This window comes from Hydrocarboniphaga sp. (assembly GCF_028291725.1).
GTDB lineage: Bacteria > Pseudomonadota > Gammaproteobacteria > Nevskiales > Nevskiaceae > Hydrocarboniphaga.
In genome coordinates this window covers 1-19,434 of sequence record NZ_JAQGNT010000066.1, presented here as the reverse complement: position 1 = coordinate 19,434, position 19,434 = coordinate 1, and the positions used below count along the sequence as shown (strand labels likewise).

The window sequence follows — 19,434 nt, the reverse complement described above, 5'->3', positions numbered from 1 at the left end:
CCGCCGTTCTGCGCTTGTTACGCGGCGGCGGCCTCGATCGCCGCCGCCACCGCCTGATCGACACTTTCCAGCCAGACAAATTCCAGATCCTCGCGCACGTCCTGCGGGATGTCCTCGAGGTCGCGCTTGTTGCGTGCCGGCAGCATCACGGTCTTGATGCCGGCGCGATGCGCGGCGATGACTTTCTCCTTGATGCCGCCGACCGGCAGCACCAGGCCGCGCAGGCTGATCTCGCCGGTCATTGCGACGTCGGCGCGCACATTGCGGTCCATCAGCAGCGAGGCCAGCGCGGTGAACATCGCCACACCCGCGGACGGGCCGTCCTTGGGCGTCGCGCCGGCCGGCACGTGCACGTGGATGTCGGATTTCGACAGCCGCTCCATGTCCAGGCCGAGTTCGGCATGACGCGACTTCACCAGCGTCCACGCCGCCTGCGCGCTCTCCTTCATCACGTCGCCGAGCTGGCCGGTCAGCTGCAGGTGGCCGCTGCCGGGCACCCGGCTGGCCTCGATGAACAGGATGTCGCCGCCGACCGGCGTCCAGGCCAGGCCGGTTGCGACGCCGGGCACGCTGGTGCGCTGCGCGACTTCGTTCTCGAAATGCGCCTGGCCGAGTATTTCCTGCAGCTGTTCGCGATCGACCGTGACTTGCTCAGCGGTGCCCTCGGCGATTTTCATCGCCGCGGAACGGAACACCGTGCCGATCTCGCGCTCGAGGCTGCGCACGCCGGATTCACGCGTGTAGTGCTCGACGATCTCGGTCAACGCGGCATCGCTCAGCGCCACCTGCTCGGGTTTCAGGCCATTGGCCTTGCGCTGCCGCTCGATCAGATAGCGCTTCGCAATCTGCAGTTTCTCGGCTGCCGTGTAACCGGAGAGCTGGATGATCTCCATGCGGTCGCGCAGCGGCCCCGGAATCGTGTCGAGCTGATTCGCGGTGGCGATGAACATCACTTTCGACAGGTCGAAAGGTAGGCCCAGATAATTGTCGCGGAACGTGCCGTTCTGCTCCGGGTCGAGCACCTCGAGCATCGCCGACGAGGGGTCGCCGTGAAAACCGCCGGCGCCGAGCTTGTCGATCTCGTCGAGCATCATCACCGGGTCGCGCGTGCCGGCCTTGCGCAGTGCCTGGATGATGTTGCCCGGCAGCGAGCCCATGTAGGTGCGGCGATGGCCGCGGATCTCGGCCTCGTCGTGCACGCCGCCCAGCGACACGCGCTGGAACGCGCGGCCGGTGGCGCGCGCAATGCTCTGGCCCAGCGAGGTCTTGCCGACGCCGGGCGGGCCGACGAAGCACAGGATCGGGCTGCGCCCTTCGGGATTGAGCTTCTGCACCGCGAGGAACTCGAGGATGCGGCGCTTGATCTTGGCCAGGCCGAAATGATCGTCGTCGAGAATCTCGCGCGCCTTGGCCACGTCCACACCGTGGCCGCCGAGCTTGGACCACGGCAACTCGACCAGGGTGTCGAGATAGGTGCGCACCATCGAAGCTTCGCCGCCGCCGCCGTTCTGCATGCCGCGCAGCCGGTTCAGCTCCTTTTTTGCCTGCTTTTCGACGTCTTCGGGCATGCCGGCCTCGGCGATCGCCTTGGCCAGGTCGTCGAGTTCGGCGACGCCGCCTTCGTCATCACCGAGTTCTTTCTGGATGGTCTTGAGCTGCTCGCGCAGCATGAACTCGCGCTGGCGCTTCTCCATCGTGTCCTTGGTCTGCTGGCCGATGTCGCGCGACAGCCGCAGCACCTCGACGCGATGCGCGAGCAGCCACTGCAGCTTCTGCAGGCGCTTCAACAGATCGAAGGTCTCGAGGTATTCCTGCTTCTCGGCAGGCTTGATGTCGAGATAGCCGGCGACAAAGTCAGCCAGCTGCGACGGCGACTCGATGGCGTGCACGGTCGGGATCATCTCGGCCGCCGCATCGGGCAGCAGCTGGATCGCCTCGAGCGCGCGCTGTTTCAGCGTATGGAACTGCGCCTCGATCTCGGTGCTGCTGATGTTCAGATCCTGGACGCGCTCGATACGCGCGGCCGGGAACGGCAGATCCTTCAGGAACTCGACCACGCGGAAGCGCTGCTCGCCCTGCAGCACCAGGTGGTGCTTGCCGTCACGAGCGGTGACGAAGCGCAGGATGCTGGCGACGGTGCCGACGCGATACAGATCCTCATCGCCCGGCTCGTCGGTCTGCGGATCTTTCTGCAGCAGCACGCCGACCGGCCGCTGGGTGCGCGCCGCCTCCTGCGCGGCGGCGACCGCCCAGTCGCGGCCCAGCGCCAGCGGCAGCACCATGCCGGGGAACAACACCATGTTGCGCACCGGCAGCAGGATGATCGCATCGGCAGGCAACTCGGTCTGGGCCGGCGTGGAGGCGCGCTGCTTGGCCGATGCCGCGCCCGCGGCGGCAGCGGCGTTGTCCGCGCTGCGCGGGATGTTGTTGGCGTTCGGCGACGGCAGGATCGGGTTCATTATCGACGTCCTTCGGAATTCGGAATCTGGGGATTGCGGGTATCGGGGATCAGCGCCGGTGCTCAGCGCTTGTGCAGGCCGAGCGTGAGACAGCCGTTTTCGAGCCGGCGTTCGACCAGCTCGAAGCGGCCCTGCAGCGCGATGCGGCGTTCAAAGCGGCCGGCCGGCAGCTCAAGCCGATGGATCGCGGCGCCGCGCAGCTCGCGCGGCAGGGATCGCAGGCCGGCCACGATCAGCATGTTGCCGTCGATGATCAGCTCGACGTCGTCGGGCGCGACGCCGGGCAGGGCGACGATCACCCACAGCGCATGCCCGCTTTCGAACACGTCCACCGGCGGCTCCCAGCCCGCCTGCGCGGAGCCGCGCGCGGGGTGAAAGAACTGCCGCTGCAGACGATCGGCACGCTCCAGCACATCGCAGGCCTCGGCCCACATCCACAGCGTTTCATTGCGGCTCATCGTCGTCCTCGGCTTGCGCGTGGGGTAGTAGATGGCGGCGATTTGCGCGCGTTCAACCGCCGGCGGACAGCTTGTTCCACCTGGCCCGGAATGTCGGTCATCCCGCTAACCGGAGCCACCCGTAGGTCGGCAATCCCTTGCCGACGTGAGGCCTCGATTACGCATTGAAGGGTACTCGTCGGCAAGGGATTGCCGACCTACGGCGATGTGCCTTTAGAACTGGTAGCCCAGCGCCATTCCGTAGCCGATCGGATCGATCTCCACGTCACCGATGGATGCACCGTCGACCGTCGCCTTGGTGTCGATGTCGATGTAGCGCAGGTCCAGCATCAGGCTCCAGCGCGGGCTCAGCACGAAGTCGACGCCGGCCACCGCGGCAATGCCGGTGGAGTCGGACAGGTGCAGCTTGGTGCCCTCGAGCGCGCCCTGGGTGCTCTCGTCGAAGAAGAACGTGTGGTTCACTCCGACGCCGACGAAGGGGTGCCAAACATCGGATACCTGCGGATACCAGACCAGCGACAGGGTCGGCGGCAGATGCCGCGTGTCCGCCACCTTGCCGCCGCCGTTGAGCGAGATGTCGTGCTGATAGGGCACCGCCAGCAGCAGATCGATCGCGATCGTCGGCCTGAGGAAGTAGACCAGGCTGCCGGTGATGCCCAGGCTGCCATCGACGCTGACCACGTCGTTGTTGTCCGACTTCGGATCGATGTAATGGGTCCCCGCGCGTGCCAGCCAATCACCGCTCTGATAAGCCTGCGCGCCTGCGGCAAAACCTGCCGCGGAGAGTCCCAGAGTTATTGCCACTGCATATGGTGTCGCGTTCATTTCCCGTCTCGTTGGCGGCACGATGCCGCGGCGAGACTGTCGGCCGTTCTGTCGGTGCGGGCATTGATCTGCATCAGTAGAGTGCCGGCGCAAGTCTGCTTTGCGCACCGTCGCCACTTGATCCACCACTTGATCCATGTTTGATCGGGATCAAGGCGCCAGCACCGATCAGACAACAAGATAAGCCGACTGATCCAGCACAGCCGTAACGACGATGACTTGCATTGCGAGATACCAGGGCGGCAACCGCCTGCTCGACACCATCCCGACCGCCGAGCGCGATCGCGTACTGCAGCGCTGTCAGCCGATCACCGTCGAGCAGGGCGAGACCATCGGCTTTCCGGGCGAGATGATTCACTACGTCTATTTCCCGATCGATTGCGTGGTGTCGCTGAGCAAACCGACATCCGGCCAGGGCCCCCGGGCTTTCGCGCTGATCGGCAGCGACGGCGTCGTCGGATCGGCACCGGTTGCCGGCACCGCTACATGGCGGATGCGGGCCAAAGTGTTGTGCGGTGGAAATGCCTTATGGATACGCTCCGGCGATTTCCACGTCGTGCTGGACCAGGCGCCGGAGTTGAAACGCAGGCTGGACCTCTGCGCCGCAGCGCTGCTCGCGCAACTCGAACAGGCGGCGACCTGCCTGGCAGCACATAACCCGGAACAAAGGCTGGCCTACTGGCTGCTGATGATTCAGGACTGTCACCGCAGAGACAGCTACTACGCGACACACGAGATGCTCGCCGATATCGAAGGCGGATCGGTGCGTGCCGTGGCCGCCGCGGCGGGCCGACTTCGCAGGAGCGGGCTGATCACCGACGAGCGCGGCCACATCGTGATCCTCGATCGCAGCGGCCTGGAGCGCGCCGCCTGCGGCTGCTACCGGGCCGTCACCGATAGAATCCTGCAGATCGGGAGCAAGGAACACACGCGGCAAGCGGCCACGGCGGGCGCCGATCCCGTAGGTCGGCAATCCCTTGCCGACGTGTAAAGCCCGATCCGCAACCATGCCCGCAGGTCGGCAAGGGATTGCCGGCGAGTGAAGTGACGCGCTCAGTTGCCGGCTGCGCTAGCCTATGTTCCATCATGAGCTGGGAGTTGACGTGATGAAGACATCGCTGTCCGAGTTGCTCTCCAAAATCCCGGGCGCGCCCTCCGAGCAATGGCCCGAAGGCGAGCGTTATGCGCTGGGCTTGTCGCATGGCTCGATGTCCGTGGGGCTTTACGCGCCGGTCGGCTCCGATCCGCAGCAGCCGCACAAACGCGATGAGCTGTACCTCATTCAATCCGGCACCGGCGATCTCGTCATCGGTGCCCAGATTCATTCGTTTGTGCCGGGTGATGTCTTCTTCGTCGGTGCCGGCACCGAGCACAGGTTCCAGGATTTTTCCGAGGGCCTCAATGCGTGGGTCGTTTTCTGGGGGCCGCAAGGCGGAGAGCAATCGATGCCGTAGAGACGGTGTAGGAGCGGGTCATACCCCAATGTCACTAGCTTAGTGAAGAAAATCCCGTCTCCCGCTTGCGGGAGAGAGACCGCCGCAGGCTTGCACCTGCCGGCTTGAATCCCGGAACCGGCCAGCCCCTTCCCCCGCCTGCGGGGGAAGGTTGGGATGGGGGCGCGACGACAGCGCCGCGCCTTCCGCCCCCACCCCGGCCCTCCCCCGCAAGCGGAGGAGGGAGAGGTTCCTGGGTAGGGTGGCGCGGAGCGCCGGGTGAGGGGCTTCTTCCCGCCGAACAGCCCCTCATCCGCCCCTTCGGGGCAGCGTCGAACGCAAGCGGGAGAAGGGACTGCAACGCTTAAGGTAGCGACATTGGGATCATACCCGCGACTGTGCCATTCAGGGCCTGAGTCGCGGGTATGACCCGCTCCTACAGAGGCCTCGGTTGCGCATCGGCTACGGGTTCAGTTCTGCGTGCCGGTGACTGCCCAGGTATGCCGCGCGATCTGGTGATCCTCCTGCGATGTCAGCTTGAGTATTTCGCAGCGTGACGAGCTGTGATGGATCTGGCGATATCCATCGCGATTGCACTGCTCGTCCAGATTCACGCCCAGGCACGACAGCCCGGCGACGATCGCGGCGCGCATCGCCGGGTCGTGCTCGCCGATGCCGCCGGTGAATACCAGGGTGTCGATGCCCTGCAGCGTCGTGATCATTCCCGCGATTTGCTTGCACACCGAGCGCGCGAACATGTCCAGCGCCAGGCGCGCGTCGGCGTTGCCGGGCGCCGCTTCATGCAGGCGGCGCAGGTCGCTGGCGATGCCGGAGATACCGAGCAGGCCGGAGCGATGATCGAGCAGTTCTTCGAGCCGGGCCAGGTCGTAGCCTTTTTCGCGCATCAGGTAGATCAGCACGCCGGGGTCGATGTCGCCGCAGCGCGTGCCCATCAGCACGCCGCTGTTCGGCGTCATCGCCATGCTGGTGTCGACCGATAGCCCGGCCTTGATCGCGGTCACGCTGGCACCGTTGCCCAGATGCGCGACGATCAGCCGCTCTGGCAGCCGGCCGGCCAGCTGGTGCACGATGGATTCGCAGGACAGGCCGTGGAAGCCGTAGCGGCGGATGCCTTCGGCTAGCAGGTTTTTCGGCAGCGGCAGCACGCGCGCCGCGTCGGGCAGGCCGCTGTGGAAGCCGGTGTCGAAGCAGGCGACCTGCGGTATCTCGCGGAAATGCTCGCTCGCATAGCGGACCACCGATAGCGCCGCGGGCATGTGCAGCGGTGCGAACGGCGTCGCCGCCTTCAGTGTCTGCAGGCTGGCGGGATCGATCATACAGGGCTGCTGCAGGCTGGCTCCGCCGTGCACGATGCGGTGACCGATCGCGTCGGGCCGCGGGATGCCGGCCTGTTTCAGCAGCGTGTCGATCTGGGCGAACGCGGCGGCCTGGCCGCTGTTCTCGACCTCGTGCTCGAACACCTGCTCGGTCTGCGAGCGCGACACGCGGTAGCAGCCGAACTTCAGCGACGAGGAGCCGCTGTTCAGCGCGAGTATCCGCATCGCGGTCTCGGGGACGACGGGCGTCACGGTTGCCAGCGCCAGTTCAGTACCTCGGGCATGTCGTCGCCGTGCTCGCTGATGTAGAGCTTGTGGCGCTGCATCGTCGTCCAGTAGCGCGCCTCGGCCGCGGCGACCCTGCCGGCGAAACGCGGGATGCGCCGGATCGCGTCCAGCGCGAGCTGGTAGCGGTCCAGATTGTTCAGCACCACCATGTCGAAGGCGGTGGTGGTGGTGCCTTCCTCCTTGTAGCCGCGCACGTGGATGTTGTGATGATTGCGGCGCCGGTAGCACAGCTTGTGGATCATTGCCGGATAGCCGTGATACGCGAAGATCACCGGCTTGTCGGTGGTGAACAGCGCGTCGAACTGGTGCTCGTCGAGGCCGTGCGGATGTTCGCTCTGCGGCTGCAGCACCATCAGGTCGACGACGTTGACGACGCGGATGCGGATGTCGGGCTCGTACTCGCGCAGCAGCTTCACCGCGGCCAGCGTCTCCAGCGTCGGCACGTCGCCGGCACAGGCCATGACCACGTCGGGCTCGCCGGCGTCGTTGCTCGCCCATTGCCAGATGCCGGCGCCGGCGCTGCAGTGGCGTACTGCGGCGTCCATGTCCAGCCACTGCCAGTCGGGCTGCTTGCCGGCAACGATCACGTTGATGTAATCGCGGCTGTGCAGGCAATGCGCGGCCACCGACAGCAGGCAGTTGGCATCGGGCGGCAGGTAGATGCGCACGATGTCGGCCTTCTTGTTGGCGACGTGGTCGATGAAGCCCGGGTCCTGGTGCGAGAAGCCGTTGTGATCCTGGCGCCACACGTGCGAAGTCAGCAGGTAGTTCAGCGAGGCGATCGGCGCGCGCCACGGAATCTGCCGCGTCACCTTGAGCCACTTCGCGTGCTGGTTGAGCATCGAGTCGATGATGTGGATGAAGGCCTCATAGCAGGAGAACAGGCCATGCCGGCCGGTCAGCAGGTAGCCCTCGAGCCAGCCTTCGCAAAGATGCTCGCTGAGCACCTCCATCACGCGGCCTTCGCAGCCCAGGTTGATGTCGACCTCGTCGATCCCGGCCATCCACTGTTTGCTGGTGACTTCGTACACTGCGTCGAGCCGGTTGGACGCGGTCTCGTCCGGGCCGAACAGCCGGAAGTTGCGCTGCTCGAGATTCAGCTTCATCACGTCGCGCACGAACCGGCCGAGCACGCGCGTCGCTTCGGCCTGCACGCTGCCCGGCGCGTCCATCGCGACCGCGTAGTCGTGGAAGTCGGGCAGCTTCAGCATCTGCAGCAGTTCGCCGCCGTTGGCGTGCGGGTTGGAGCCCATGCGGCGATGCCCGGTCGGCGCCAGCTCGGCGTATTCCTCGCGAAAATGACCGTGCGCGTCGAACAGCTCCTCGGGCCGATAGCTCTTCAGCCAGGCCTCGAGCTGTTGCACGTGTTCGGGATTCTTGAAGCTCGCGATCGGCACCTGGTGTGCGCGCCAGGTGTTCTCCACCGGCATGCCGTCGACGATCTTCGGTCCGGTCCAGCCCTTGGGCGTGCGGAACACGATCATCGGCCACAGTGGCCGCTCCAGCGCCGCCGGCGCATCGGCCGCGCGCGCCGCGTTCTGGATCTGCTGGATGCGCAGCAGGATGCGGTCCAGCGTCGCCGCCAGATCCTGATGCACCTGCATCGGCTCGTCGCCTTCGACGAAGTAGGGCTCGTAGCCGTAGCCGCGCATCAGATCGCTGAGTTCCTGGCGGCTGATGCGCGCGAGTATCGTCGGGTTGGCGATCTTGTAGCCGTTCAGATGCAGGATCGGCAGCACCGCGCCGTCGCGCGCCGGATTCAGGAATTTGTTCGAGTGCCAGCTCGCCGCGAGCGCGCCGGTTTCGGCTTCGCCGTCACCGACGACGCAGGCGACGATCAGGTCGGGATTGTCGAATGCGGCGCCGTAGGCATGCGCCAGCGAATAGCCCAGTTCGCCGCCTTCGTGGATCGAGCCCGGCGTTTCCGGCGAGACGTGGCTGGGCACGCCATTGGGCCAGGAGAACTGGCGCAACAGCCGCAGCAGGCCGTTGCGGTTGCGCTCGATCGCCGGATAGCGCTCGGTATACGAGCCTTCCAGGTAGGTCTGCGCGACGATGCCGGGCCCGCCGTGACCGGGGCCGATCACGTAGATCATGTTCAGATCGTGCTGCTTGATCAGCCGGTTCAAGTGCACGTACAAAAAATTCAGGCCCGGCGTCGTGCCCCAGTGGCCGAGCAGGCGCGGCTTGATGTGCTCCAGCAGCAGCGGCGTTTCGAGCAGCGCATTGTCCTGCAGGTAGATCTGGCCGACCGACAGGTAATTGGCGGCGCGCCAGTAGGCGTCGATTTTGTGCAGAAGCTCGGGAGAGAGTGCGGGGGTCAATAGTGCGGGTGTCATCGGGTGCTCTGGCAGGCTGCCGCGCGATTGCGCTGGACGTCGGTCCCTACCTTCGACGCTTTGCGCTGAACCGGCCATGATCCAGGTCAAGGACTGCCACCCGGGCTACGAAGTCTGAATCGCGGTCAAGGACCGCTCCTACAGTCGCGTATCACCGGTGCGCAATAGGCCTGTAGGAGCGGTCCTTGACCGCGATGCCGGCCTACGGCAACGGCAGCCACAGCGTGAACACCGCGCCGCGCCCCTCGCGGTTGCGCGCCTGGATGCTGCCGCCGTGCGATTCGAGGATGCGGCGGCAGATCGAAAGGCCCTGGCCGAGGCCTTCGGGCTTGGTGGTGAAGAACGCGGCGAAGACCTGCTCTGCATCGGGCCCCAGGCCAGGGCCGTTGTCCGCGACACTGAGGCTGACGCCGGCCGGCGCGGTGGTCGTGCCGATCTCCACCTCGAGCACCGGCGCCAGGTCCGGCACCGCCACCCAGGCCTGGATCGCGTTGCGGATCAGGTTGATCAGCACCTGCTCGATCTGGATCCGGTCCAGCAGCAGCCGTGGCAGCGCCGGCGGCGCAGTGACCGTCACCCGGAGCCCATGGACTTTCAGATCGTGCTGCAGCAGTTCGATCGCCTCGTCGACGCAGGAAGCGATGTCGTGTAGCTCGCTCTCGACTTCGCCGCGTCGCACGTAGCGGCGCAGCCGGCGAATCACCTCGGCCGCGCGATCCGCCTGCTGGGCGATTTGCGACATCGATTCGCGCAGCAGCTCGGCGTCCGCGGTCGCCGAGTCCACCATCCGGATGCAGGCGCTGGCCGTGCTCAGGATCGCGGTCAGCGGCTGGGTGATCTCGTGCGCGAGGCCGGCGGCCAGATCGCCCATCGAGTGGATGCGGCTCAGGTGCGCGAGTTCGTCCTGGCGCCGGCGCGACTCGATCTCCATCAGGTTGCGGTCGGTGCTGTCGCGGATGATGCCGGTAAAAACACGCTCGCCCGAGGTCACCACTTCACCCACCGATAGCTCGAGCGGGAACTGGGTGCCGTCCTTGCGCAGGCCGCGGACTTCGCGGCCGATGCCGATGACTTTCTTGCGATGCGTGCTCAGGTAGTTGTTCAGATAGCCATCGTGCTCGGCGCGATACGGCGCCGGCATCAGCATCGACACGTTGCGCCCGATCACTTCGCCGGCGCGGTATCCGAAGATGCGTTCCGCGGCGCGGTTGAACGACTGGATGTCGCCGCTCTCGCCGATGGTGATGATGCCGTCTACCGCGGTGTCGAGGATCGCCTGCTGGCGGTCCAGGGCCTCGATCAGCTCGGCCTGGATGCTGCGCGTGACGCGCAGATCCGAGCCGGTGATGACCACCTGCTGCGGCTTGCCGTCGGCATCGCGCAGCGCCGAGTAGCCCCAGTGGACGCCGAAGCGCGTGCCATCGGCTGCCTGCCAGTGCCCTTGTTGATCCGGCACCGCAGCTCCGGCTGCGGCGCTGGCGAACGCCGCTCGCATTTTGTCGGCCTGCTCGGGTGCTGCGAGTGTTTCCCAGACGAGGCGCCCCTGTGCAAGAGCCGGACTCAGGCCGATCGCCTGCTCGCAATGCTCGTTCAGCAGGCGGATGCCGCCACCGAGATCCACGATCGCGACGAGCAGTCTTCCGGGCATAGGCGGCTCCTTGCGATGGCGGAAACGAGGCCGATCCTAACGTGTGTTGTCGGTGGGCAGCTGAATCACCGGCCCTCGATGCTCGCCCCGGCGTGCTCGGCTGGTTTGACCGCCGTCAAGGCGCGCTGCGCCCTGGGCGCCGCATGCTGAGCCCACATTAGCAGCCAAGCCAGCAGGTAACGTCATGAATTCTTCAAGCGAGCCGGTGGTCATCGCGCCGGCACCTCACATTCCCGCCCATTGTCGCCGTGTCAGCGCCGATCAGCACTTCGATCTGATTGCGGACGCCGCCTATTTTCTGGCCCAGGCCCGCGGCTTCGCGCCGGGCCACGATCGCGACGACTGGCTGCAGGCCGAAGCGCAGATCCGGGCGAAGTTTCTCGGCGACTACTACTGCGATACCGGCCCGTGAAATAGCAGTATCACGCCGCGTGAGCCGCTTGGCTTGCGCCATCACCACTACAGGATCACGTCATGGGCAAGCGCATCGCGATCATCCAGGGGCACCCGGACATAAGCGATCATCACCTCGGCCACGCGCTGGCCCGGGCGTATTGCGAGGCGGCCGAGAGAGCGGGGCACGAGGTGCGGCAGCTCAATGTCGCCGAGCTGGACATCCCGATGCTGCACAGCAAGGCGGAATGGGAAAGTGGCCCGGTGCCGGACGCGGTGCTGGCCGCGCAGCAGGTGATCCTGTGGGCGGATCATCTGCTGGTGGTGCATCCGCTGTGGCTGGGCTCGATGCCGGCGACGCTGAAGGCGTTTCTGGAGCAGGTGTTCCGCCCCGGTTTCGCGGTCGATCCCGCGGCACGCGGATGGAAGCAGTGCCTGGGCGGCCGCTCGGCGCGCGTGATCGTGACCATGGGCATGCCGGCGCTGGTGTACCGCTACTACTTTTTGTCGCACGGGCTCAAGAGCCTGGTTCGCAACGTGCTCAAGTTTTCCGGCATCGGCCCGGTGCGGACGACGCTGATCGGTACCGTCGAGGGCAAGCACGAGCGCATTCACGCGAAGTGGTTGCCGCTGATGAGTCGCTACGGCGCGCAGGGCCGGTAGGTCGGCAATCCTTTGCCGACGTGTGCGCCCGATGCGCAACCGGGGCCTCACGTCGGCAACGGGATTGCCGACCTACGGTTCAAGCGAGTTTTGGTTGCATCAACGAAGCGATCAGCCCGCCGCCAGCAGCTCGTCGATCTCGGCTTGAAACGCCGCGATGACGCGATGCGGCTCAGCCAGCACCGCGCTGTCGCAGCACAGCCCGATGGTGACCTGGCCGGTGTAGCTCAGCATGCTGACGCCGATGCCGACTTCGCCGGTCTGCGGCGGCCAGAACACCACGCTCTTGAGCCCGGCTCCGGCAAACACCAGCTCATCGTCCGGCCCGCGCAGATTGGACACCACCGCGGCCGCCTTGCCGGCGACCCGTTCGACCAGCATTTTTTCGACGAACACCGGCAGGTGGCCGAGTGCGCGCAGCGACATCAGCATCGCGCGCGCCTGCTGCGAATGCTTGAGCTTGCGCATCTGCCGCCCGACCAGCGCCAACCGGCGCAGCGCGCACTGCTCGCCGACCGGGAGATCGAACAGCACCAGGCCGAAGCAGTTGCCGAAATCGCCGTCCGCGGGCGAGCGCAGATCCACCGGTATCGAGACCCGCAGTATCGCGCGGCGCGCCACCGGGCCGGCCGCGCGCAGATAGCGGCCGAAAGCGCCGGCCAGTGCCGACAGGAACAGGTCGTTGAGCGACACGCCGTGGCGATGGGCGAGGCGGTGCAGCGGCTCCAGCGACAGCGGGGCGCTCCAGTCGATGCGCCGGTCGCCGCACAGCGCTTGCCGGAATGGCGCGGGTGTGCGGTCGCGCAGGCTAAGCACGCGCAGCGTCGATGCGGTGCCGGCGGCAAACAGCGCCAGGTCGCGGATCGCGTCCGCCGGTTGCTCGCGGGCGCGCGCCAGCCGCGCCTGGATCGCGCTCCAGCCCGCGTCCAGCGACTCCAGGCCGTGGATCGCGAAAGCCAGCGGGCCGCGGCGGGTTCGTGTCGCGTGATGGGCTTGCGGCGCGCTTGCCGCCTGGCCGTCGCCGGCACCGTCGGCGAGCTTCAGCAACAGCTGCATCAGCGAGACGCCGTCGGCCATCGCATGGTGCGCGCGGAACAGCAGCGCGACGCGGCGGCGGCTCTGCCGGAACAGGCTCAGCTGCCACAGCGGCCGCGAGCGGTCGAGTTCACGGCTCAGCTCGCGCGCGATCATCACGCGCAGGGCCGCATCGTCGATCGGCGCGCTCGAGCGGCGGATCTGGAAGTGGTAGGCGCGCTCGAAGTTCGTGTCATCCACCCAGACCGCCGGCTGGCATCCGTCGTCGGCGTACTGCCGGAACCGCGGATGGCCGTGCAGCCGCGTCGCCAGCGTGTCGATCAGGCGCGGCAGGCTGCGCACCGGGTCGAGCTGCAGCACCGCGGCCACGACCATCGGGTTGCAGGGGCGGTCCATCGTCAGCCAGGCCAGATCCACCGACGACATCGACTCGGAGTCCGGCACCAGCTGCGTGCCGGAGCGATCCAATGTGAGTTCATCCCGTTTGTGTCGTTGTGCGTGCATGGTTCGATTCCTTCCAGCCTGAAGGCGCGACGGCCGGCCGGCATTGATCCCGGTCAAGCATCAGCGCCCGGGACGCTTCACTCGACGACGCGCCAACGATCGTCCTTGCGGCAGGCCAGACCTTGTACCCGGGTCCGGTGCTGATCGATCGTCGCTACCAGCTCAAAGGAGCGGCACGGCCCCGCGGCGGTTTTGAAACGCTTCGCGATCTGCAGTTCGTAGCGGTTGCGGCTGGCATTGTTCTGCCAGCGATCGTTGGTCGTCGGGTCTGTTGCATCGAAGCCGTCGGCGAGCCGGGCAAGATCGTTTGCGTCCAGCCGGGCTTCGAGACGCGCGTGCAGCTCGCTGGAACGGCTGATGCCCAGCGGCGATTCGTCGGCCAGCGCCGCCAGCGCCGGCAGCGCCGCCGGACCCAGCGCCAGCAGGGCCGCGATCCACGGCCTGCAGACGGAGCGCGGCAGCTGGCGGCTCATGTTCAGTGCCCGATCTCGATCCGGTTGACGACTTTCATGGTGCCCGCCGCCGACCATGCCGCGTTCTCGGCCGCCGCGCGCTCGATCATCGAATGCACCTGGCCGCCGAGCACCACGGTGTGGTCACTGTGGACGTGCACGGTGATGCGCTCGGCCTCGATATCGGCGGCGCGCTCGAACGCCGCGCGGATCTCGTCCTGCACCTGGCTGACGCCATCGGCTGCGAGCAGCGTGATCAGGTTGTTCACCGACGTCACACCCCGGATGCCGGCCACGTCGGCCTCGGCGGCGCGCCGCTGGCTATCGCGGTCGACCACACCGCTCAGGCTGAGCCTGCCTTGTTCCACCGTCACCGAGATCGCGCCGCGCGGCAGCTGCGAATCCCATTCGATAACTCTCACCGCTCTGGCGGCGATCTGTTCGTCGTCCAGTGCCGCGGTCTGCTGGCGTTTGACGTCCAACTCCTGTGCGACGGCCTTGACGCCCTTGACGCGGCGCACCACGTCTTCTGCATGGTGTTTCTGCGCGTGGCTGGCGACATAGCCGCCCAGCGTCACCACACCGTGGTGCACCAGCACGCCGACATGTGTGGCGTCGATCGCCAGATCGGATTCCAGCTCGTCGATGACGGCCTGCTTCAGTTGTAAATCGTCCATCGGATACTCCGGCTGCGGGTGATCGTGTCGTGAGGGAAATTCAGGCTTCGGGCTTGATCGCCAGCACGTCGCAAGGCGAGCGTTCCAGCACCGCTTCGGCGGTCGTGCCCATCAGCAGCCGGTCGATCCAGGGATGCTGGCTGGCGCCGAGCACGATCGCGTCGGCGCCCTTTCTGGCCGCCAGCTCGACGATCTCGGTCGCCGGCGGCCCGACCAGAAAATGCGCGCGTTCGCTGGGGATCGCGTATTCCTTGGCCAGCGCGTCGAAGGCGACGCGGTCGGCGCGGATCAGGCTGTCGTAGATCTCGCCGCTGAAATCGCCGGCGATGCTCACCGGCAGAATGAAGGCATAGGTGACATGGAGCTCGGCGCCGCAATCGGTCGCCAACGCCTGTGCATGGCCGAGAATCAGCCGGTTGAAGCGCGAGACCGCGTTATCGCCGCCGGATACATCGACGGCGGCGATAACGACTTTCGGCACGGCGTGATTGAGCGAGCCGACCAGCAGCAGCGGGCTCGGGCATTCGCGCAGCAGCTGCCAGTCCAGCGGCCGCAGCAGAATCCGCCGCAGCAAGGGCTCGTGGTGCACATCCTTGACGATCAGATCCGGCGCATAGGCGGCGATCTGCGCGAGCAGCTCGGTCTTCAGCGGATTCGCCCAGCAGACCTGGGTGGTTGCACTGATGCGCCGCGACTTCAGGCCGAGAATCTCCTGCGCCAGCCAGTCGCGGCGTTGCGCAAGATAGGCCTCGCGCAGCTTCTCGCCGCTGGCAGGATGAGCCTGCAGCGCCTTGGCGATGCCGGGGTCATAGTCGATGAGGCTGATGTGCAGCGATGCCCCGGTGGTCTGAGCCAGCCAGCTGGCGCGCTCGAAAGCCGCGGTGCGGCGCATCGACGGACTGGCGAGCAGCATGATGCGTCTGAAATGGTTCACGGTGGTCACTTGTATTTGCACAGTTGCAGGGTCGCCGATGCGCCGGGCCGTGTTGTTGATCCGGATCAATGGCAGCTCTGCGGCGCGATCGCGTCGGGCCGCGCGGCGGCGGCACGCGCGCGCTGCAGCAGCGACGGCAGCAGCGTCTCCGGCACGTTGCCGGCGCCGTAGTAGCGCTCCAGGCGCGAGTGCACCTGGCTGAATGCCTGCTGCGCCTCGTCGAAGCGGTGCAGGTCGTAATACAGCAGCCCGAGGCGCTGCTGGGTCTCGGCGATCTCCAGATCGTCGGGCTCGGCGGACAGGTCGAGGATGCCCTGTGCGCGCAACAGCAGTAGTTCGGCATGCGCGGTGTCGCCGCAGATCTGCTCGATCAGCGCCTGGCGCAGCAGCACCGGCACCAGCATCGGGTCCAGCGGGCCGAAAGAACTTTCGGTGATTGTGGATGCCTGTTCGGCAAGCCGGATGGCTTCTTCAAAGCGGCCCTGATCGGCGCGCAATTGTGCAAGATGGTCCAGCGCACTGGCCTGTTCCGGTGTGCCCGGCCTGATCCGCGCCGCCAGGTCCGCGGCCGCCTGGCAGCGATAGTCGGCGCGCAGATAATCGGCGTCGCGCAAGGCCTGCTCGCAGGCATCGTTGTAAGCCCAGAGGTCCGGAACCGCGGCCAGCAGCGGCGTCGCGGAGGCGGCTGCAGACACGGCTCCAATAAGCGCCAGCAAGGCGGTCAGGGCTTTCATCGTCGGTGCTCGCTTGAACGGGTCAGCCAAGCCTGAGCGTTTCGGCCGCGCTTCTCGATGATCCAGGTCAAACCTCGTGTGTCGTCCGCGTCACTTGACCGCGGTCAAGGTCGAGCGCCGCGGGTTTGCTGACACTCGGCTTCCCCAGTGCTGGAGCTACACCATGAACATGCCCCACAAAATCACGCAGCCGCAGACGCGGCAACCCCGACCCTCTTTGACGATCAAGGAGATCGACAGCATCCGCGAACTGCGTGATGAACTGATGCTGCAGGCGCATCTGTTCAAGGCCGAGCTGAAAGATCGTTGGGACGAAACCGAAACCCAGTGGCATCAGCTGCAGAAAAAGATGGTGCCGCTGCGCGACGCCGCCGGGAAATCCGGCGCCGAGCTTGGATCAGCGTTGACGCTGCTGGCTGATACGGTGCGTGATGCCTACCAGGATCTGCGCAATGCGATGCCGCGCTGACAGCGGGCGGTGACGCGAAACCCGGGGCACAGGCCCCGGTTTTTTTGTGTGTGAAGACGTCACTTCGCCGTAGGTCGGCAATCCCTTGCCGACGTGAGGCGGCGATAGCGCATCCAGGGACCAAGGCTGCATGCGTTTGTCAGGCCGGCGTCTCGTGGCCCGCCAACTCGAGCGGAGAGAGCGCACTGATCGTGACGTAGTATCCGTCCGGGTCCCGGAGCGAGAACTCTTCTGTTCGAGTACCCGGGTTCGTGTGCGGCTCCTCTTCGAGCCGGGCGACGAGCGTGCGTGCCCTACGCAGTGCCATATCGAAATCGTCGACGCGGAAGAACAGGAGGAGCCCGTTGCCAGGTGTCGCATGGTCCGGGCTCGTCAACGACGGATGCTCGTGCGCGCCCCACTGGTGGAGGCAGAGCAAGACAGTTCCATCCGAATCGAGGATCTGGCCAAAGTAGGCATGGCCCGGCCGCGTCTCGGGCAGGCCGAAGAGTGACTGGTACCATCGGAAGCTGCTCGGCACATCGCGTACACCGATGATCGTCCAGGTGCGTTTCATGACATCTCTCCCGTCGGCCTAACGATTCGTCGTTTCAAGTCCAGAGGTTTGCATTCTTGGGAAAGCCTGGGCGCTGGACGCGAACGACACAGTATCGTTGCCCGGTCGGAGCCTGCATTACCACCCAACGCTCCAGGCGCTTGACCACGCTGGCACCTAATTCTTCCAGCCGAGCCACTTCAGCAGGGATGTCATCGGTTTCAATGTCGATGTGAACCCTGCTCTCATGTTCGACGCGCTGAATCTGCACGATAGGCTCGTCAGCTGGCGTCACCAGCATGCGGTAATTGCCGCGAGTGCCTGGGTGATCAGGGTCGATCGCGCGACCCAAAGCTCCAGCCCAGAAGCTGGCGGCCTGATCAATGTCAGGTGTATTGCAGTCGATCAGCAGCGCACAGAGTCGGGAATAATGCATGGCGCTTCCCCCAAATTTAGATATCGAGAGACACTCGAACAGTTTGGAACAGTCGGCTCCAGTCTGATCCAGACTTGCAGCGCGTAAGCGTCCGCATCGAGTTAAAGGAAAGCTCCATATGGCGCCCAAGGCCGACTTCAAGTCCGGGCTGCTGCAGTCGCTTGTTGAACCTATCCTTTAACGCGGTCCTGCCACAAAAGTGGGTCGGTTCACAGTGACGAGAACGCCTCATGAATGTCAATGGCCAGTGCACGCGGCTGCTCCAGCGCTGCAAAGTGACCCCCGACGGGCATTTCAGTCCACCTGGCGACGTTGAACACGCGCTCCACCCACTCGCGCGGCGGGTTGACGATCTCCTTGGGAAACCGCGCGTAGGAAAGCGGCGGGATGATCCGCTCGCCGGAGTCGAATCGAAGAGGCTGACGGGAGTTTTCTTCATACATGCGCAGCGTGGATGCGACGTTGCCGGAGAACCAGTACACCGACACGTTGGTCAGCAGCTCATCAAGGTCAAACCTCTGCGTCAGTTCATCGCTACCGTCGCTCCAGGCGAAGAACTTTTCGAGCAGCCAGCCAGCCAGGCCGACGGGTGAATCGGTCAAGGCGTACGCCAGGGTCTGCGGCTTGGTTGCCTGAACGTGGCTGTAACCACCCTCTCGCTCGGCCCAACGGCCGCGGGCCGCAAGCCACTCAGTTTCCGCCGCGGAGAGCGGACGATCAGTCTCGGTCAGCGGTGGCTGGAAGCTACCCGAGATGAAGTTGAGATGGAGCGCCCGCACCGCTTGCGGGTAGAGGCGCGCCAGCCAAGTACTGACACCCGAACCAATATCCCCGCCTTGTGCAAAGTAGCTTGAATAGCCAAGCTCCGTCATCAACCTGTGCCAGAGCGTAGCGACTACGCGGCTATTCGTACCTGGACCGGCGGGGGCTTGCGAAAATCCGAAACCGGGCAGGGAGGGGACGATGACATCGAAGGATCGATGCCCGGGCAAGCCATTGTTCGCAGGATCGGTCAGCATCGGGATGATCTTGTACATCTCGACGAACGAACCTGGCCAGCCGTGCGTGAGCACGATGGGAGGTGATCCGCGATCAACACCTTTTACGTGCAGGTAGTGCACGGCTCGCCCGTCCATCTCGATGCTGAACTGGGGTAGGGCGTTCAGCCTGCGCTCTGCAGTTCGCCAATCAAATTGATCGCGCCAGTATTCCAGAACATCTCGCAGCACCCTGAGCGGCATACCAGATGCCCATGTTCCTTCGCCAACCTCATCGGGCCATCTGGTCATGCCTAGGCGACGAGCAAGGTCGCCAACCGCAGCGTCTGAGACATTGACCGTGAATGGCGCAATTTTCACTGTGATTTCCGAGTGAGAAACTATTCAGCGGGACGGTATGCATTGTGTCAGAGCGGATAGGAGCAGGAGCCTGCTGCACATGGCAGTGCCGTGCGCGGAGGTAGGCGACCTCTCTGGTCAGCCGCCGCCGGTCGTACTTCTGATGCCTAACGCCCCGCTTTCACGTCGGCTTGAAGCGCGGGGCATCTACCCTCCGTGCCAGTTGATACTGGGTGGCCGCCTGTTCCCTGCGGACCTGCTCACTGGGCATGACCCGCCGTCGTCAAGCTCGAGCGAAAGCGGCGGGTCACGACCCGCCCTACGGTCTGCGCAAGGTTCATAGAGAGCCCCGTGTTCCTTGCGGACCTGCTCACGGACCCTGAACCCGCTGATGGTAGGTCGGCAATCCTTTGCCGACGTGCTCAAGGGATCAGGGCGCACACGTCGGCAAAGGATTGCCGACCTACGTCGTTTGCGA

General features: G+C 65.6%; 19 protein-coding genes. 5 read left to right on the top strand and 14 right to left on the bottom strand.

What is annotated here, in order from left to right:
* Positions 1-17 precede the first annotated feature (17 nt).
* The 3 genes from lon to JWQ90_RS18595 form a co-directional block, all read right to left on the bottom strand.
* A complete protein-coding gene (lon, locus tag JWQ90_RS18605) occupies positions 18-2,459 on the bottom strand; it encodes an endopeptidase La (RefSeq protein WP_299696505.1) in 2,442 nt (813 codons plus the stop codon).
* 62 nt (positions 2,460-2,521) lie between these two features.
* Positions 2,522-2,917 (bottom strand): Hsp20/alpha crystallin family protein, encoded by a 396-nt coding sequence (locus tag JWQ90_RS18600; protein WP_299696504.1) that lies wholly within the window; start codon positions 2,915-2,917, stop codon positions 2,522-2,524.
* Positions 2,918-3,130: 213 nt separating this feature from the next.
* Positions 3,131-3,742 carry an OmpW family outer membrane protein gene (locus tag JWQ90_RS18595; RefSeq protein WP_299696503.1) on the bottom strand — a complete coding sequence of 204 codons (612 nt, stop codon included), beginning with the start codon at positions 3,740-3,742 and terminating at the stop codon, positions 3,131-3,133.
* Positions 3,743-3,956: 214 nt separating this feature from the next.
* Between JWQ90_RS18595 and JWQ90_RS18590 the strand changes: the two genes are divergently transcribed.
* Complete coding sequence (locus tag JWQ90_RS18590) at positions 3,957-4,733, top strand: Crp/Fnr family transcriptional regulator (RefSeq protein WP_299696502.1); 777 nt, start codon at positions 3,957-3,959, stop codon at positions 4,731-4,733.
* Positions 4,734-4,848: 115 nt separating this feature from the next.
* Positions 4,849-5,196: a cupin domain-containing protein gene (locus tag JWQ90_RS18585; RefSeq protein ID WP_299696501.1), complete on the top strand. Its 348-nt coding sequence runs from the start codon at positions 4,849-4,851 to the stop codon at positions 5,194-5,196.
* Between the two features lie 449 nt (positions 5,197-5,645).
* Here JWQ90_RS18585 and JWQ90_RS18580 read toward each other — a convergent pair whose 3' ends face one another.
* The 3 genes from JWQ90_RS18580 to JWQ90_RS18570 all read right to left on the bottom strand — a co-directional run bounded on the left by JWQ90_RS18580 (position 5,646) and on the right by JWQ90_RS18570 (position 10,787).
* Positions 5,646-6,764, bottom strand: coding sequence for an acetate/propionate family kinase (locus tag JWQ90_RS18580; RefSeq protein ID WP_299696500.1), 1,119 nt, complete (start codon positions 6,762-6,764; stop codon positions 5,646-5,648).
* Complete coding sequence (locus tag JWQ90_RS18575; protein ID WP_366919545.1) at positions 6,761-9,124, bottom strand: phosphoketolase family protein; 2,364 nt, start codon at positions 9,122-9,124, stop codon at positions 6,761-6,763. The genes JWQ90_RS18580 and JWQ90_RS18575 overlap by 4 nt, the downstream gene beginning before the upstream one ends.
* A 217-nt stretch (positions 9,125-9,341) precedes the next feature.
* Positions 9,342-10,787, bottom strand: coding sequence for a PAS domain S-box protein (locus JWQ90_RS18570; RefSeq protein WP_299696498.1), 1,446 nt, complete (start codon positions 10,785-10,787; stop codon positions 9,342-9,344).
* Between the two features lie 184 nt (positions 10,788-10,971).
* Here JWQ90_RS18570 and JWQ90_RS18565 point away from each other — a divergent pair, with 184 nt between their 5' ends.
* Together JWQ90_RS18565 and JWQ90_RS18560 are read left to right on the top strand one after the other, a co-directional pair.
* The gene (locus JWQ90_RS18565) at positions 10,972-11,199 is read left to right on the top strand and encodes a DUF2934 domain-containing protein (RefSeq protein WP_299696497.1); all 228 of its coding nucleotides are present in this window, start codon (positions 10,972-10,974) and stop codon (positions 11,197-11,199) included.
* A gap of 62 nt (positions 11,200-11,261) precedes the next feature.
* Positions 11,262-11,843: an NAD(P)H-dependent oxidoreductase gene (locus JWQ90_RS18560; protein WP_299696496.1), complete on the top strand. Its 582-nt coding sequence runs from the start codon at positions 11,262-11,264 to the stop codon at positions 11,841-11,843.
* Positions 11,844-11,954: 111 nt separating this feature from the next.
* Here JWQ90_RS18560 and JWQ90_RS18555 read toward each other — a convergent pair whose 3' ends face one another.
* The 5 genes from JWQ90_RS18555 to JWQ90_RS18535 form a co-directional block, all read right to left on the bottom strand.
* Complete coding sequence (locus JWQ90_RS18555; RefSeq protein ID WP_299696495.1) at positions 11,955-13,382, bottom strand: WS/DGAT domain-containing protein; 1,428 nt, start codon at positions 13,380-13,382, stop codon at positions 11,955-11,957.
* A 77-nt stretch (positions 13,383-13,459) separates the two neighbouring features.
* On the bottom strand, positions 13,460-13,855 hold the full coding sequence (locus tag JWQ90_RS18550) for a hypothetical protein (protein ID WP_299696493.1): 396 nt from the start codon (positions 13,853-13,855) through the stop codon (positions 13,460-13,462).
* A 2-nt stretch (positions 13,856-13,857) separates the two neighbouring features.
* Positions 13,858-14,511 carry a BON domain-containing protein gene (locus JWQ90_RS18545; protein WP_299696492.1) on the bottom strand — a complete coding sequence of 218 codons (654 nt, stop codon included), beginning with the start codon at positions 14,509-14,511 and terminating at the stop codon, positions 13,858-13,860.
* 40 nt (positions 14,512-14,551) lie between these two features.
* Positions 14,552-15,445, bottom strand: a complete 894-nt coding sequence (locus JWQ90_RS18540) for a universal stress protein (RefSeq protein WP_299696491.1) — start codon at positions 15,443-15,445, stop codon at positions 14,552-14,554.
* A 65-nt stretch (positions 15,446-15,510) separates the two neighbouring features.
* Positions 15,511-16,179, bottom strand: coding sequence for a tetratricopeptide repeat protein (locus JWQ90_RS18535; RefSeq protein ID WP_299696490.1), 669 nt, complete (start codon positions 16,177-16,179; stop codon positions 15,511-15,513).
* A 163-nt stretch (positions 16,180-16,342) separates the two neighbouring features.
* On the opposite strand from JWQ90_RS18535, the gene JWQ90_RS18530 reads away from it, so the two are divergent.
* Positions 16,343-16,648, top strand: coding sequence for a hypothetical protein (locus JWQ90_RS18530; RefSeq protein ID WP_299696489.1), 306 nt, complete (start codon positions 16,343-16,345; stop codon positions 16,646-16,648).
* A 139-nt stretch (positions 16,649-16,787) separates the two neighbouring features.
* Here the strand turns inward: JWQ90_RS18530 and JWQ90_RS18525 are convergent, their stop codons facing one another.
* From JWQ90_RS18525 to JWQ90_RS18515, 3 genes are all read right to left on the bottom strand, one after another.
* Positions 16,788-17,204 (bottom strand): VOC family protein, encoded by a 417-nt coding sequence (locus JWQ90_RS18525; RefSeq protein ID WP_299696488.1) that lies wholly within the window; start codon positions 17,202-17,204, stop codon positions 16,788-16,790.
* Positions 17,205-17,238: 34 nt separating this feature from the next.
* Positions 17,239-17,619 (bottom strand): VOC family protein, encoded by a 381-nt coding sequence (locus tag JWQ90_RS18520; RefSeq protein WP_299696487.1) that lies wholly within the window; start codon positions 17,617-17,619, stop codon positions 17,239-17,241.
* Between the two features lie 209 nt (positions 17,620-17,828).
* Positions 17,829-18,977, bottom strand: coding sequence for an epoxide hydrolase family protein (locus JWQ90_RS18515; protein WP_299696486.1), 1,149 nt, complete (start codon positions 18,975-18,977; stop codon positions 17,829-17,831).
* Positions 18,978-19,434: the final 457 nt, after the last annotated feature.

Excerpts from the sequence above, each read along its gene's own strand:
- lon (WP_299696505.1), bottom strand. The coding sequence starts at position 2,459 with ATGAACCCGATCCTGCCGTCGCCGAACGCCAACAACATCCCGCGCAGC.
- JWQ90_RS18600 (WP_299696504.1), bottom strand. The coding sequence starts at position 2,917 with ATGAGCCGCAATGAAACGCTGTGGATGTGGGCCGAGGCCTGCGATGTG.
- JWQ90_RS18595 (WP_299696503.1), bottom strand. The coding sequence starts at position 3,742 with ATGAACGCGACACCATATGCAGTGGCAATAACTCTGGGACTCTCCGCG.
- JWQ90_RS18590 (WP_299696502.1), top strand. The coding sequence starts at position 3,957 with ATGACTTGCATTGCGAGATACCAGGGCGGCAACCGCCTGCTCGACACC.
- JWQ90_RS18585 (WP_299696501.1), top strand. The coding sequence starts at position 4,849 with ATGAAGACATCGCTGTCCGAGTTGCTCTCCAAAATCCCGGGCGCGCCC.
- JWQ90_RS18570 (WP_299696498.1), bottom strand. The coding sequence starts at position 10,787 with ATGCCCGGAAGACTGCTCGTCGCGATCGTGGATCTCGGTGGCGGCATC.
- JWQ90_RS18565 (WP_299696497.1), top strand. The coding sequence starts at position 10,972 with ATGAATTCTTCAAGCGAGCCGGTGGTCATCGCGCCGGCACCTCACATT.
- JWQ90_RS18560 (WP_299696496.1), top strand. The coding sequence starts at position 11,262 with ATGGGCAAGCGCATCGCGATCATCCAGGGGCACCCGGACATAAGCGAT.
- JWQ90_RS18555 (WP_299696495.1), bottom strand. The coding sequence starts at position 13,382 with ATGCACGCACAACGACACAAACGGGATGAACTCACATTGGATCGCTCC.
- JWQ90_RS18550 (WP_299696493.1), bottom strand. The coding sequence starts at position 13,855 with ATGAGCCGCCAGCTGCCGCGCTCCGTCTGCAGGCCGTGGATCGCGGCC.
- JWQ90_RS18545 (WP_299696492.1), bottom strand. The coding sequence starts at position 14,511 with ATGGACGATTTACAACTGAAGCAGGCCGTCATCGACGAGCTGGAATCC.
- JWQ90_RS18535 (WP_299696490.1), bottom strand. The coding sequence starts at position 16,179 with ATGAAAGCCCTGACCGCCTTGCTGGCGCTTATTGGAGCCGTGTCTGCA.
- JWQ90_RS18530 (WP_299696489.1), top strand. The coding sequence starts at position 16,343 with ATGAACATGCCCCACAAAATCACGCAGCCGCAGACGCGGCAACCCCGA.
- JWQ90_RS18525 (WP_299696488.1), bottom strand. The coding sequence starts at position 17,204 with ATGAAACGCACCTGGACGATCATCGGTGTACGCGATGTGCCGAGCAGC.
- JWQ90_RS18520 (WP_299696487.1), bottom strand. The coding sequence starts at position 17,619 with ATGCATTATTCCCGACTCTGTGCGCTGCTGATCGACTGCAATACACCT.